Annotated in this window: 15 protein-coding genes (1 of these 15 only partly in view); 7 read left to right on the plus strand and 8 right to left on the minus strand. The window is 66.5% G+C overall.

The features are described from left to right. Window positions 1-551: the 5' end (the start) of a tyrosine--tRNA ligase gene (tyrS, locus tag F622_RS0105615; protein ID WP_018169066.1), read on the minus strand. It extends 655 nt beyond the left edge of the window; the window shows 551 of its 1,206 coding nt (coding positions 1-551); its start codon is at window positions 549-551; its stop codon lies off the left edge, out of view. 141 nt (window positions 552-692) lie between these two features. Between tyrS and F622_RS0105620 the strand changes: the two genes are divergently transcribed. Beyond that, window positions 693-1,829, plus strand: a complete 1,137-nt coding sequence (locus F622_RS0105620) for an anhydro-N-acetylmuramic acid kinase (protein WP_018649668.1) — start codon at window positions 693-695, stop codon at window positions 1,827-1,829. 77 nt (window positions 1,830-1,906) lie between these two features. Here the strand turns inward: F622_RS0105620 and erpA are convergent, their stop codons facing one another. From erpA to argC, 4 genes are all read right to left on the minus strand, one after another. After that, window positions 1,907-2,281 carry an iron-sulfur cluster insertion protein ErpA gene (erpA, locus tag F622_RS0105625; protein WP_018145294.1) on the minus strand — a complete coding sequence of 125 codons (375 nt, stop codon included), beginning with the start codon at window positions 2,279-2,281 and terminating at the stop codon, window positions 1,907-1,909. Window positions 2,282-2,338: 57 nt separating this feature from the next. Next, window positions 2,339-2,773 (minus strand): polymer-forming cytoskeletal protein, encoded by a 435-nt coding sequence (locus tag F622_RS0105630; RefSeq protein WP_018145293.1) that lies wholly within the window; start codon window positions 2,771-2,773, stop codon window positions 2,339-2,341. Next, window positions 2,770-3,432 (minus strand): DUF6776 family protein, encoded by a 663-nt coding sequence (locus F622_RS0105635; RefSeq protein ID WP_018175875.1) that lies wholly within the window; start codon window positions 3,430-3,432, stop codon window positions 2,770-2,772. The genes F622_RS0105630 and F622_RS0105635 overlap by 4 nt, the downstream gene beginning before the upstream one ends. A 124-nt stretch (window positions 3,433-3,556) precedes the next feature. Continuing rightward, window positions 3,557-4,612: an N-acetyl-gamma-glutamyl-phosphate reductase gene (gene argC, locus F622_RS0105640; RefSeq protein WP_019571473.1), complete on the minus strand. Its 1,056-nt coding sequence runs from the start codon at window positions 4,610-4,612 to the stop codon at window positions 3,557-3,559. A gap of 96 nt (window positions 4,613-4,708) precedes the next feature. Here argC and F622_RS0105645 point away from each other — a divergent pair, with 96 nt between their 5' ends. Beyond that, window positions 4,709-5,224, plus strand: coding sequence for a peroxiredoxin (locus tag F622_RS0105645; protein WP_018145290.1), 516 nt, complete (start codon window positions 4,709-4,711; stop codon window positions 5,222-5,224). A 46-nt stretch (window positions 5,225-5,270) separates the two neighbouring features. Next, window positions 5,271-5,783, plus strand: coding sequence for a CopD family protein (locus F622_RS0105650; protein ID WP_019571474.1), 513 nt, complete (start codon window positions 5,271-5,273; stop codon window positions 5,781-5,783). Between the two features lie 47 nt (window positions 5,784-5,830). Here F622_RS0105650 and ptsP read toward each other — a convergent pair whose 3' ends face one another. Continuing rightward, complete coding sequence (ptsP, locus tag F622_RS0105655; RefSeq protein WP_018145288.1) at window positions 5,831-8,098, minus strand: phosphoenolpyruvate--protein phosphotransferase; 2,268 nt, start codon at window positions 8,096-8,098, stop codon at window positions 5,831-5,833. A 20-nt stretch (window positions 8,099-8,118) separates the two neighbouring features. Further along, on the minus strand, window positions 8,119-8,679 hold the full coding sequence (locus F622_RS0105660) for an RNA pyrophosphohydrolase (protein ID WP_018169060.1): 561 nt from the start codon (window positions 8,677-8,679) through the stop codon (window positions 8,119-8,121). 164 nt (window positions 8,680-8,843) lie between these two features. Between F622_RS0105660 and F622_RS0105665 the strand changes: the two genes are divergently transcribed. After that, entirely contained in the window at window positions 8,844-9,509 is a 666-nt protein-coding gene (locus F622_RS0105665; protein WP_019571475.1) for an HAD family phosphatase, read from the plus strand. A 294-nt stretch (window positions 9,510-9,803) separates the two neighbouring features. On the opposite strand, the gene F622_RS0105670 is transcribed toward F622_RS0105665, so the two are convergent. Further along, window positions 9,804-10,250, minus strand: coding sequence for a hypothetical protein (locus tag F622_RS0105670; protein ID WP_019571476.1), 447 nt, complete (start codon window positions 10,248-10,250; stop codon window positions 9,804-9,806). A gap of 83 nt (window positions 10,251-10,333) precedes the next feature. Here F622_RS0105670 and thiD point away from each other — a divergent pair, with 83 nt between their 5' ends. From thiD to F622_RS0105685, 3 genes are read left to right on the plus strand one after another with little or no spacing between them, the layout of a single operon-like run. Beyond that, window positions 10,334-11,122: a bifunctional hydroxymethylpyrimidine kinase/phosphomethylpyrimidine kinase gene (gene thiD / locus F622_RS0105675; protein WP_019571477.1), complete on the plus strand. Its 789-nt coding sequence runs from the start codon at window positions 10,334-10,336 to the stop codon at window positions 11,120-11,122. Continuing rightward, complete coding sequence (gene thiE / locus F622_RS0105680) at window positions 11,112-11,774, plus strand: thiamine phosphate synthase (protein WP_019571478.1); 663 nt, start codon at window positions 11,112-11,114, stop codon at window positions 11,772-11,774. Before thiD ends, thiE begins: the two co-directional genes overlap by 11 nt. 23 nt (window positions 11,775-11,797) lie before the next feature. Next, window positions 11,798-13,417 (plus strand): class I SAM-dependent DNA methyltransferase, encoded by a 1,620-nt coding sequence (locus F622_RS0105685; RefSeq protein ID WP_019571479.1) that lies wholly within the window; start codon window positions 11,798-11,800, stop codon window positions 13,415-13,417. Window positions 13,418-13,496: the final 79 nt, after the last annotated feature.

Consider the following 13,496-nt stretch of genomic DNA (forward strand, 5'->3'; position numbering starts at 1 on the left):
TCGATATCGGCCTTCAGCGCCACCGAGTCGTAGCCCTGGATGAGTGGATAGAGGAATTCGTGGATCGCGATCGGCTGATGCTGGGTGTAACGCTTGTGAAAGTCGTCGCGCTCGAGCATGCGCGCCACGGTCTGGCGCGAGGCGAGCTGGACCATGCCTGCGGCCCCTAGCGGCTCCATCCAGGTGGAATTGAAGACGACCTCGGTCCGCTCAGGGTCAAGAATGCGGAATACCTGCTCGCGGTAGGTTGCGGCGTTGCGCTCGATATCCTCGGCGGACAGCGGCGGACGCGTGGCGTTCTTGCCCGAGGGATCACCAATACGGCCGGTGAAATCGCCAATCAGGAACAGGATGTGGTGCCCCAGGTCCTGGAGCTGGCGCAGCTTGTTGATCAGCACCGTGTGCCCCAGATGCAGGTCCGGGGCGGTGGGATCGAATCCCGCCTTCACCCGGAGGGGGCGGCCACTCTTGAGGCGCTCGACAAGATCGTCCTCGAGCAGGATTTCATCGGTGCCGCGACGAATAACGGCCAGCTGGTCTTCGAGTTCCATGACGCCCCTTGGTCGAGATCAGAGACCGGCCGGGCTGGCCGGTCGCGCGCAAGGATACCGCGACCCCCGAACGGACGCGAAATGCCGCGGTGGTCCAGAATGGACGCCGACCCATGTAATGCGCGCGCGAGGATCACCACTATGACGGAACGCTTTATCGGGCTGATGTCCGGCACCAGCCGGGACGGCGTGGACGCCGTGCTGACAGAGATCCGCGAGACCGGGCCGGTACGCGTGGTGGATCACTGCCAGCTGGGGTACCCCGACGACCTCGCCCAGGAGCTGGCGACGGCGGCCACCACTGAAACCCTGCGCTACCGGCACCTGGGCGCGCTGGATGCGCGGCTCGGCATGCTGTTCGCCCGTACCGTGCAAGCCCTGCTGGACCAGACCGGTCTGGCGCCGACCGCGATCCGGGCGATCGGCAGTCACGGCCAGACCGTACACCACGCCCCCGACGCCGATCCGCCCTTCACCTGGCAGATCGGCGATCCCTTCCGCATCGCAGAGGCCACCGGCATCGACACCGTGGCGCAGTTCCGGCCGCGCGATATTGCTGCCGGCGGCGAGGGGGCACCACTGGCCTGCGGCTTTCACGCGACGCAGTTCGGATCCACGGACGAGACCCGCGCAGTCCTCAATCTAGGCGGCATCGCCAACATCACCTGGCTGCAGCCGGGTCAGCCCGTGATCGGCTTCGACTGCGGCCCGGCGAATACGCTGATGGACGACTGGAATCGGCGTCACCATCAGACGCCGTTCGATCATGACGGCGCATGGGCCCGCAGCGGCACGCCCGACCCCGAACTGCTGACCCGGCTGCTCCAGGATTCGTTCTTCCAGCGCCCTCCGCCAAAAAGCACCGGGCCCGAATACTTTTCGCCGGCCTGGCTGCGTGCCGGGGCTGGCGACCGCCTGGACCGAGCCCGGCCCGAGGACATTCAGGCCACCCTGGCAGAACTGACCGTGGAGGGCGTGCGGCACGCGCTGGAGCATCTGCACATGCAGCCGCCCGCCCGCTTGCTGGTGTGCGGCGGCGGCGCGCACAACCGCCACCTGATGAAGCGCCTCGCCAAGGCCCTGCCCGCGACCCTGGTGGAGACCACCGAACGCCATGGGGTCCCCCCACAGCAGGTGGAGGGTGCCGCCTTTGCCTGGCTGGCCGCGCGAACCCTGGCCGGCGAACCCGGCAACCTGCCGGAAGTGACCGGCGCGCGCGGCCCACGCGTACTCGGCTGCATCATCCCCGGCGGTCCCCGGACACCCGGGGGCCATTAACCCCGACCCTGAACAAAAAAGGGCCCGATCCGGAATCCCCGGATCGGGCCCTTTCTTAACCGCTTGTCAGCGTCTCTCTAGACCGAGAAGCTGGAACCGCAGCCGCAGGTCGTGGTGGCATTCGGATTGCGGATCACGAACTGCGCGCCCTCAAGACCTTCGCTGTAGTCGATCTCGGCACCCGCCAGATACTGGAAGCTCATCGGGTCGATCAGCAGGGTCACCCCACCATTCTCCACGAGGGTGTCGCCATCGCCGACGGTCTCGTCGAAGGTGAAGCCGTACTGAAAGCCGGAACAACCGCCCCCGCTGACGAATACGCGCAGCTTGAGGTTGTCGTTGTTCTCTTCCTCGATCAGCCCCTTCACCTTGGTGGCCGCGGCATCGGTAAAGATCAACGGGCTGGGCATTTCGATGTCCAGTTCCGCTTCGGACGTCATGGGCTCGGACATTCGGGGCCTCCTGTAATAATCATTTTCATTCACGCTACGGAAGACTGAGCCCCGGAGTCAAGAATGCTCATCTTCCGTGGGATTGGTCAGGGCCTGGGTCTCGCCCGTCCCCTCCAGCTCGCCCTCGAGGGGATGCTCCACCCGCTTGAGCAAGCCGTCGATCTGCGCGCCCTCTGCCATTTGCAGCACGGTGTAGTAGAGGTTACCGGCCAGACGGGCCGTCTCGCCAAGCTCCACGTGCTCTCCCACATGGACATCGCCACGCACCTCGCCGTTCATCAGCAGGTGCGGAACCGCGACATGGCCCTCGACCACGCCCCCACCCGCGACTACCAGAACGGCCGACGAATCGGTCGCGGCCCGGATATCCCCGATCACGCGGCCTTCGATATGCAGCCCGCCTCCAAACTCGATATCCCCGTGGACCACTGTATGGCGCCCCACCAGGGTATCCACTTTCCGCGCGCGGCGGCCTCGTTTGCGTCCCATCATTGCGTACTCTCCAGCAGGCGATCCCAGTCGGCCCATTCCGAAACCGGTTCAAGATCCTCGTCGTTCGCGGCGCTCGCCCTCAGCGTCAACCCTACCGGCTCGAAGCCCTCCGGAAGATGGATCCGGGCGCGCTGATTGCGCAACAACCGAAACCCCTCGACCAGGCGATCGTTCTCCAGCCCCAGCGCATCGGTCTCCAGGGTGGACAGCGCCTCTTCCCCCGTCGCATAGCCTTCGACCTCCAGCGCCCAGCGCAAATCCACCGAACGACTCAACCCCGGGCGGTAGAGCTGGAACACGACATCAAACACGCCCGACTGCCCCGTGCGCTGCAACTGCAGCGACCGGATGCCCAGGGCATCTGCACCCGCGCCCTCCGCAAGCCGCCGATAAAACGCCAGCTCCTCGCGCAACTCCAGCAACTCGGCCTCCTGGCGCTCGATATCGCCGGAGAAGGCCGCAAGCTCCGCGGTCTTCATTTCCAGCTGCTGCTCGGCGTGGCGGCGCGCCTCCTCGGCAGCCTGGCGCGCGGCGAGCGCCTGCTCCAGGTCATCCCGCAGGCCCTCGATACCGCGTTGCGCATCGACCGTGTCCCGTATGTCCTCGCGCCAGTTCTCCACCAGCCAGGCTCCGCCCGCCACCAACACCAGGATCAGCATCAGCAGCCCCGCGCGCCACCACCCGCCGCGGCGTCCCGACCCGCTGCGCCGCCGCGCGGGAATGCGCGGAATCCGGGGCAGACGTGGACGCGGGACACCCGTAGTCATGTGGCAGGCCAGGACATCAGGGGAAAACCGACAGCCCGTCCAGACCGGCTGTCTCGGCCTGGCCGAACATCAGGTTCATGTTCTGCACGGCCTGCCCGGCCGCGCCCTTCACCAGGTTGTCGATCACCGACAGCACCATCAGCCGTCCGGAGTGCGGCGGTTGCGCCAGCGCAATGCGACAAAGATTGGTACCGCGCACGCTGGCCGTTTGCGGATGAGCCCCCGGCGGCATCACATCCACGAACGGCTCGTCGCAATAGCGCTGCTCGAAACAGGCCTGCCAGTCCGCGTCCGCCACCTGCGGGCGCAGATAGAGCGTCGCGTGAATCCCGCGCGTCATCGGCACCAGATGCGGCTGGAAGATCAGTCCTACCGACCGCCCGGCCACGCCACTGAGCGTCTGGTGGATCTCCGGCCAATGCCGATGCCCGCCACTGGCATAGGCACGAAAGTCCTCCTGCACCTCGGCGAAAAGCCCACCGATTTGCGCCTTGCGCCCGGCCCCGCTGACACCGCTCTTGGCATCCGCGATCACGTCCGCGGGATCGACCAGACCGGCCTCCAGCAGAGGCAGCACCGCCAGCGACACCGCCGTGGGATAGCAACCCGGCACCGCGATCAGTCGCGCATCACGGATCTGCGCCCGGTTCAGTTCGGGCAGGCCGTACACGGCCTCGCCCAGATACTGCGGCGCACCATGCGCCTGTCCGTACCACTGCGCCCACAACTCGGGATCACGGATACGGAAATCCGCCGACAGATCGATGATGCGCGCGCCCCGCTCAAGCAGCGGCGCAGCCAGTCCGTGGGCCACCCCGTGCGGGGTGGCGAAAAAGACCACGTCGCACTCGCCCAGGGTCGCCTCGTCCGGGGCCTGGAAGACGGCATCCACCGCGCCGCGCAGGCTGGGGAACAAATCCGCCACGGGCGTGCCCGCCTCGCCGCGCGAGGTCACCACCTGAAGATCGGCCGCGGGATGCCGCGCCAGCAGGCGCAGGAGTTCCACTCCGGTGTAGCCGGTGGCCCCGACAACCCCGATGCGGATGGGTTTGCTGTTGGTTGCATTCGTCATGCTGCGGCATGATACCGCCTTGGCCGGAACCACGGAACGCACGCGGTTTCGGCCAGTCCACAAATGCAGGCTATTCGATCAACGGATCACACCCCTATGAGCAAAGTCAGGATCGACCGCAAGGCCATCTTCGGAGGCATCTTCATCATCGCGCTGGTCGCCGTCGCCGCGACCATCTGGTTGACCGACGACGGCATGCGCCCGGCACCCGCCTTCGCCGCCACCACCCTGGACGGCGAGCCGGTGGCCCTGGAAGACTACGAGGGCCGGCCGGTGATGATCTCCTTCTGGGCAACCAACTGCCCGTCCTGCATCCGCGAGATCCCGGAACTGATCCACCTGCACGACACCTACGCCGACAAGGGCTTCGAGCTGCTGGCGGTCGCGCTGTCCTACGACCCGATCAACCGCGTGGAGGCCATGCGCGAGGACCGCGGGATGCCCTACAAGGTCATCCACGACAGCGACGACGCCTTTTCACAGGCCTATGGCGGCGTGCGCCTGACGCCGACTACCTTCCTGATCTCGCCAAACGGCCGCATCGTCTACCAGAAGCTGGGCGACCCGGACTTCGAACAGATCGAACGCCACCTGGAACGCTGGCTCTCCTGAGCCGCCCCGCGCAGCGACACCGCACCCGCTTCCGAGAAGGACCTCCATGCAAGCCTATAACTGGTTCCTCAGCCTGCACGTGATCTTCATGGTCACCTGGTTCGCCGGGCTGTTCTATCTACCGCGCCTGTTCGTCTATCACGCGATGACCGAGGACGCCCTCGGTCACGAGCGCTTCAAGGTGATGGAGCGCAAGCTGTTCTACGGGATCATGACCCCCGGCGCGCTGATCACCATCCTTTTCGGCGTGATCATGCTGGTGGATCGCTCGTTCTATCTGGCCGAGCCGTGGATGCACTTCAAGCTGACGCTGATTGCCGTCCTGGTGGCCTATCACGTCTGGTGCGGCAAGATCGTGCACGACTTCCGCGATGACCTGAACCGACGCGATCACACCTGGTATCGCTGGTTCAACGAGATCCCGGTCCCGATCCTGGTGGGCGTGGTCGTGCTGGTGGTCAACCGCTCCATCGTGGATGCGCTCATCGCCATCGGCGTGGTACTGGGGATCTTCCTGCTGAGTGCGCTGATCGCACAGTGGCGGGCACGCCGCACCTGAGCTGCGCCCCTTGCCCCCCCCCTGCCGGCCACGGGTGAGCGCCGCGGTCAGGTCTTGCCGGCGCGCACCAGCCCGCCCAGTCCGGCCTGGACCAGGGCATTGTTCAGCAGCGACCGGATCTGATCGGCGTTCTCCAGCAGCCGGCACTGCGCCAGCAAGGCCTCGGCGCGGTCGGTGGAGAAACTGCGGATCACCCACTTCACCCGCGGGATCGAGGACACGCTGACGCTCAGGCTGTCGATCCCCATCCCCAGCAGCAGGATCACCGCGGCCGGGTCGGCTGCCATTTCCCCGCAGACACTGACCGGCTTGCCCGCCCGGTGCGAGCCGTCGGTAATCGTCTCCAGCGCGTGGATGCAGGCCGGGTGCAGGGTGTCATAGAGATGCGCCACGCGGGCGTTGTTGCGGTCCACCGCCAGCAGGTACTGCACCAGGTCGTTGGTACCCACGGACAGGAAGTCCACCCGCCGCGCGAGCATCTCCGACATGTACACCGCCGCCGGCACCTCGACCATCACCCCGATGCGCGGCATCGGGATGCGGAAACCCTCGTCCAGCAACTCTTCGCGCGCCCGGTTGAGCAGGGTCATCGCCCCCTTCAGCTCGTCCAGCGCCGAGATCATCGGGAACAGGATCTGCAGGTTGTCGTGGGAGCGACTCGCCTTGAGCATCGCCCGCAACTGGGTCAGGAAGATCTCCGGGTGGTCCAGCGAGATACGGATCCCGCGCCAGCCGAGGAACGGGTTGTCCTCCTTCACCGGGAAATATGGCAGGGCCTTGTCGCCGCCGATATCCAGGGTGCGCAGGGTCACCGGCATCGGATCGAAAGATGCCAGCACCTGCTCGTAGAGCTGGACCTGCTCCTCCTCGCCGGGGAAGCGGTCGCGGATCATGAACGGGACCTCGGTGCGGTACAGCCCGACCCCCTCGGCCCCGGACTCCAGCGACGGCTTGATGTCCGCCAGCAACCCCGAGTTCGCGAGCACCGGCACCGCGACGCCATCGCGGGTCTCGGCCGGGTCCTTGGCCAGCGCACGCAGGTCCTCCGCCAGCTCGCGCTCCTCGCGCACCAGGCGCTCGAACTCCACGCGCAGCTCGGCGTTGGGGTTCACGAACAGCCGCCCGCGATAACCATCAACCAGGATCTCGCGCCCTTCCAGGCGCCCCACCGGGAGCTCGGACACGCCCATCACCGCCGGGATGTTGAGCGCCCGCGCCAGGATCGCGATGTGCGAAGAACCCGTGCCCTTGGCCGAGACCATGGCCCCCAACCGCTCGATCGGAACCTCCGCAAGATGCGAGGCGGTCAGGTCATCCCCGACCAGGATGCCGCCATCGGGAAACTCGTCCTGGCTGCGATCGGCCGGCAGCAGGTGCGACAGCACGCGGCGACCCAGATCGCGCACATCCGCCGCCCGCTCGCGCAGGTACGGGTCCTCCATATCCTCGAATACCCGCACGCTCTCACGCACCGTGTCGCGCAAAGCCGCCGGGGCCCACTGCCCATTACGAATGCGCGTCTGGGTCTTGTGCACCAGAGAGTCGGAACCCAGCAGCATCAGGTAGGCATCGAACAGCACCTGCTCGTCCGGCCCCAGGGCCTCGCCCATGCGCTGCTTCAGGTCCTCGATCTCGGTGCGGGTCTCCGCCACCGCCTGCCCGAAATGCTCCAGTTCGTGATCCACCCCGGCGCCTTCGCGATCCGGGATGGAGTCCATGTCCGCCAGGCGGTAGGCCACCACGGCCCGGCCAATGGCCACGCCCGGCGAGCCGGCAATGCCGGTGGCCTCGACGTTCACATGCCCGATCAGCGGGGTCTCGGAGGAGATCTCGTCGTTGAACTCGGCATAGGCGATCGCCCCGGCCAGCTGCGCCGCCAGGGTGATCAGGAAGGAGACATGCTCGTCATCAAACTTGCGCGCCTGGTGCTGCTGCACGACCAGTACGCCCAGCAGGCTGCGCTGGTGGATGATCGGGACCCCCAGAAACGCGAGGAAGTGTTCCTCGCCGGTCTCCGGGAAATAACGAAAACGCGGGTGGTCCTGAGCGCTGTCAAGGTTGACCGGCTCGGCCCGCGAGGCGACCAGACCCACCAGACCCTCCGACGGATCCATCTCGACCTGCCCGATGGACTCCTCGCGCAGACCCTCCGAGGCCATCAGCACCAGGCGCCCCGACTGCGGCGACTTCAGGTAGATCGAACAGACATCGATCTCCAGCGCCGCCTTCACCCGCGTAACGATGATATGCAGCGCTTCGAAGAAATCCGCGGCACCGTTCACTTCCTGCACCACACGGCGCAGGACCTCGAGCATCGAGGGCTGCTTCGGGACCGTCAACGCGAGGACACCGGCGAACGGGGCTGGGGCTGGGCCGGGCCACGGCGGCCAGAACGTCGCGCGCGCGCCTGTTCGAGTTCCGGGAACATCAGCGGCACCAGCTCGCACAGCGCACGGCGATAGACCTGGCGCTTGAAGTGCACGACCTCGCGTGCCGGACGCCAGTAGTCGATCCAGCGCCAATCATCGAATTCCGGGGTTTCCATCGCATCCAGCACCACGTCGCTCTCGTCTCCGACCATGCGCAGCAGGAACCAGCGCTGTTTCTGGCCGATACAGACCGGGCGTTGATGGCGCCGGACCATGCGCTCCGGCAGGCGGTAGCGCAGCCAATGGCGGGTACTGCCCAGCACCTCGACGTGCCGGGGGAACAGGCCCGTCTCCTCGTGCAGCTCGCGAAACATCGCCTCCTCGGGCGTTTCTTCCGCATGCACGCCCCCCTGGGGAAACTGCCAGGCCGCCTGCCCGACCCGCTTGCCCCAGAACAGCTGCTGTTCCGCGTTGCACAGGATGATGCCTACGTTTGCGCGATACCCGTCACAATCAATCACTTGCATCAGCCAGACGCTTCTCTATTACTGGCATTGTTCCACAGCCGGTGCCCCGGCGGCAAAGCCCCTACCATGCCTCCGGTGCCGGCCCCAAAAGGGGCCTGTGGCTGCAGCCGACGACGCCCGCCGGTACACTCGCGTCCGATCCAAGCCAACCCGAGAGCACCCTCATGGCCCTGGCCCTGTTCGACCTCGACAACACCCTGCTCGCCGGCGACAGCGATCACGCCTGGAACGAGTTCCTGGCAGAGGTGGGCGCCGTCCACCCGACCTGTCACGCCGAGACCAATGACCGCTTCTACCAGGAGTATGTGGCGGGCACCCTCGACATCCACGAATTCTGCCGCTTCGCCTTCAGCCCGCTGGCCGAACACCCGCGCGCGCAGCTCGAGGCCTGGAGGGAGCGCTTCATCGACACGCTGATCCGGCCAATGATCGCCCCCGGCGCCCCGCCCCTGCTGGCCCGACACCGCGAGGCCGGTGACGAGCTGGTCATCATCACCGCGACCAACCAGTTCGTCACCCAGCCGATTGCCGACCTGCTGGGCGTGGACCACCTGATCGCGACCCTGGCGGAGGAGGGCGAGGACCGAGAATTTACCGGCGAACTGACCGGGGTGCCCTGCTTCCAGGCAGGCAAGATCGAACGCCTGCGCCAGTACCTCGCGGATCATCCGGATCCCGAGGACAGCATCGCGCAGGCCAGTTTCTACAGCGACTCGCGCAACGACATCCCGCTACTGGAACGTGTGGGGCACCCCGTCGCAGTGGACCCGGACCCGACCCTTGCCGCGCACGCTCACAACCAAGGCTGGCCAGTCATCTCGTTGCGCTAGGGAGCCGCTGATCCATTTGCACGTCCGCGTTGGCGCCCCATTTTCCCGAGACAAGGTGCGGTGCGCAGTGCCGTAGCCACTCTACGGTCAAGCGGCGCAACGCTGGATCGGGGAAAATGGGGCGCCAACCCCTTGAGGGCTCGGCCACCTTTGCCTTCTGGATTCGGCCCCGCTGACGGCGTTGCGGCTCGCTCATGTAGCTCGGCTACACTTCGCTCACCGCGCCTTGTCAGCGAGTAAACTCGACTCGAGCGCGGACGTGCGAATGGATTAGCGTCTCCCTGGGCGACGGCGTCAGCTGAAGACGCTGGCGATCTGGGCAAGGCGCTGCCCCGCAGGGGTATCCGCCTTGCCGGCCGCCGCGACCGCATCGCGATAGCCGGCAACCAATTCCGGCACCACGGCCACCACCTGCTTACGGCGCAGGCGCGCGGCGCCGGTCACCGGCCAGGTCGCGCGGAAGTCGCAGTTATCCAGTGCATCGCAGACCCACAGGCTCCACTCGTGGCGGGTCACATCGATCTCGTGCTGACGAATGACCAGCCGATAGACATGCTCGGCCTGCATGTCCGCCATGCCCACGGCGGGGCCCACGTATTCCACCTGCAACTCGCCGGCGAGCCGGTTCAACTCCTGCTCCAGCGCGGCCAGGGCCTGATCGACCTCTGCGTTCAGCGTGCCACCCGCTTCGGCGGCGACGACCAGGGGACGGAGGGACTCGACTTCGAACTCGCTGCTCATGCTGCGTACACTCCCGGGATGCGGAACAAGAACGCCCCGGGGGTGCCGGGGCGCGCGCAACCTTAGCACGGGAGCCCCCATTCATGAATCATCCCCCGATCGCGCTGACCATTGCCGGCTCCGACCCCGGTGGCGGCGCCGGCCTGCAGGCCGATCTGACCACCTTTACCCGCCTCGGCGTACACGGGGGTACGGCCGTGACCGCGATCACCGTGCAGGACACCCGCAACGTGTTGGACTTCAGCGTGCTGTCTGCGGAACAGCTGCGCGCCCAGATCGAGGTCACCCTGGCCGATCTTGCCGTCGCCGCAATCAAGATCGGCATGCTGGGCTCAGTGGAAAACGTAAAAATTGTCGCGGCGCTGCTGGCCGAGCACCCGCACATCCCGGTGGTGCTGGACCCGGTGATGGTCGCCGGCGGCGGCGGGGCGCTCGCGACCGAAGCCGTGGTGGACGCGACCCGCGAGGCCCTGCTGCCACGCGCCACCCTGATCACGCCCAACGGACCGGAGGCCGCTCGCCTGGCCCGAACCGACGATGCCACCCAGTGGGGCCAACGGCTGCGCGAACGGGGCGCGCGCAACGTGCTGGTCACCGGCGGCCACGAAGGCGGCGATCAGGACCCCATCATCAACCGCCTGTACCGCGAGGACGGGCACATGCGCGCCTTCGAGCTGCCGCGCCATCCGGCCGGCTTCCACGGCTCCGGCTGCACCCTGGCTGCGGCGATCGCCGCCTTCCTGGCGCGCGGCCGTGACCTGGAGCCGGCGGTGATCGAGGCCCAGGCCTTCATGAACGACGCCGTCGCACGGGGCTACGCCCCCGGCCACGGCCAGCACGTCCCCAACCGGCTGTGCCCACATGGCGACTGAGCATACCCCCCGCCTGCGCGGGCTCTATTTCATCACCCCGGCGGTCCCGGAGGACGCGAACCCACGCGCCACACACCTCGCCAATGCCAAGGCTGCGCTGCGTGGCGGTGCGCGCCTGATCCAGTTCCGCGACAAGACCCTCGCAGGCACCGCACGCGAGACCATCGCCCGCGAACTGGTCGCCCTCGCGCATGCGCACGGCGCGCTGTGCATCATCAACGACGACACCGAGCTGGCCGCGGGCGTCGAGGCCGATGGCGTGCACCTCGGGCGTGACGACCCGGACCCGGTCGCGGCCCGCGCGCGGCTCGGCCCCGGCGCGGTGGTCGGCGTCTCGTGCTACAACGAACTCGAACGAGCCCGCTCGGCACAGTTGGCCGGCGCGAGCTATGTGGCCTTCGGTTCCGTGTTCCCCTCCCCGACCAAGCCCGACGCGGCACGCGCGGATCTCGAGCTGCTGCGCGAGGCACGCACCACACTGGAGCTGCCGATCTGTGCGATCGGCGGGATCACGGCGGCGAACGCCCCCGAGGTCGTCGCGGCCGGGGCAGACCTTCTCGCCGTGATCCAGGGCATCAGCGCCGCGCCCGACCCCGAGGCCGCCGCCCGGTGCATCAGCACCCTTTTGGGGCCACTAAACCAATACGAATAAGCAAACAATCACGGAGTCCCTGAGTGAGTAATAACCACGAAATTGGCGTTGATCCCGAAGCGCTCTGGCAGACGGCCGACAAGCTGCGCGGTTCTATCGATGCCGCCGAATACAAGCATGTGGTTCTGGGCCTAATCTTTCTCAAGTACATCTCCGATTCCTTCCAGGCCCGACGTGCGACACTGGAACAGGAGCTGGCCCAAGATGGCATCGAGGGCACGCAAGCGGATTCTCTGCTAGAAGAGCGAGACGAGTACACCGCTGAAGGCGTTTTCTGGGTGCCGAAAGAAGCGAGATGGGAGTCCATTCAGGCCCAGGGCAAGACGCCCAACATCGGCAAACTGATCGATGACGCCATGTATGCCATTGAGCAGGAAAACCCCAGGCTCAAGGGCAAGCTTCCGCGCGATTACGCCCGACGCGGCATTGCCCCGGAGCGGTTGGGCGGACTGATCGACCTGATTGGCTCCATGACCATCGGCTCGGACGAGGCCCGTGCCAAGGACGTACTTGGCCGCGTCTACGAATACTTCCTCGGCAAGTTCGCCGCCGCCGAAGGCAAGCTGGGCGGCGAGTTTTTCACTCCGCGCTCGGTGGTGCGGCTGCTGGTGGAAATGATCGAGCCCTACGAGGGCCGCGTCTATGACCCCTGCTGCGGCTCCGGCGGCATGTTCGTGCAATCGGAAAAGTTTACCGAGGCACACGGCGGCAGCCAGCGGGATATCTCCATATTCGGCCAGGAATCCAACCCCACGACCTGGCGGCTGGCGCACATGAACATGGCCATCCGTGGCATCGAGGCCAACCTGGGCGCGCAGCCCGCCGACAGTTTTACCCGTGACCTGCACCCGGATCTCAAGGCCGACTACATCCTCGCCAACCCGCCGTTCAACATCTCCGACTGGTCAGGCGAGCTGTTGCGCGAGGACGTACGGTGGAAATATGGTGTGCCGCCCACGGGCAACGCCAACTACGCCTGGATCCAGCACTTCATCCACCACCTAGCCCCGCCCAATGGCCGCGGCGGCGGGATCGCCGGCTTTGTCATGGCAAACGGCTCACTGTCATCCAACACCTCCGGCGAGGGCAACATCCGCAAGGCCATCATCGAGGCCGATCTGGTGGACTGCATCGTCGCCATGCCCGCCCAACTCTTCCTCACCACCGGCATCCCCGTCTGCCTGTGGTTCATCAGCCGCGACAAGACCGGCCGCAACATCCGCCACGGCGGCCGCGAACGTCGCGGCGAGACCTTGTTTATCGACGCCCGTCAGATGGGCACCCTGCAAACCCGGGTGTTGCGCGTGCTTTCCGGTGCCGACGCCGAGGGCGACCCGCCGCCGGACAGCGATATCGGGCGCATCGTCCGCACCTACCATGCCTGGCGGGGCGAAGAGGGTGCCGGCGAATATGCCGATCAGCCCGGCTTCTGTAGAGCAGCCACTCGGGAGGAAATCGTTAAACACGGCTACGTGCTTACCCCCGGCCGCTACGTCGGCGCCGCCACCGTCGAAGACGACGGGGAGCCCTTCCAGGACAAGATGCACCGGTTGACTGCCGACCTGCATGCCCAATTCGCCGAATCCGATGAGCTGGAAGCCCGGATCAAGGCCAATCTGGCGGGGTTGGGTTATGGGGAATGAGTGGGAAGAGCTGCCCTTCAGCGAGGCCGTCTCAATAAATCCGAAGGTCTCTCTCACAAGAGGCACTACGTATCCATTT

It is taken from the genome of Thioalkalivibrio sp. ALMg3 (assembly GCF_000381225.1).
GTDB classification, from domain to species: Bacteria; Pseudomonadota; Gammaproteobacteria; order Ectothiorhodospirales; family Ectothiorhodospiraceae; genus Thioalkalivibrio; species Thioalkalivibrio versutus.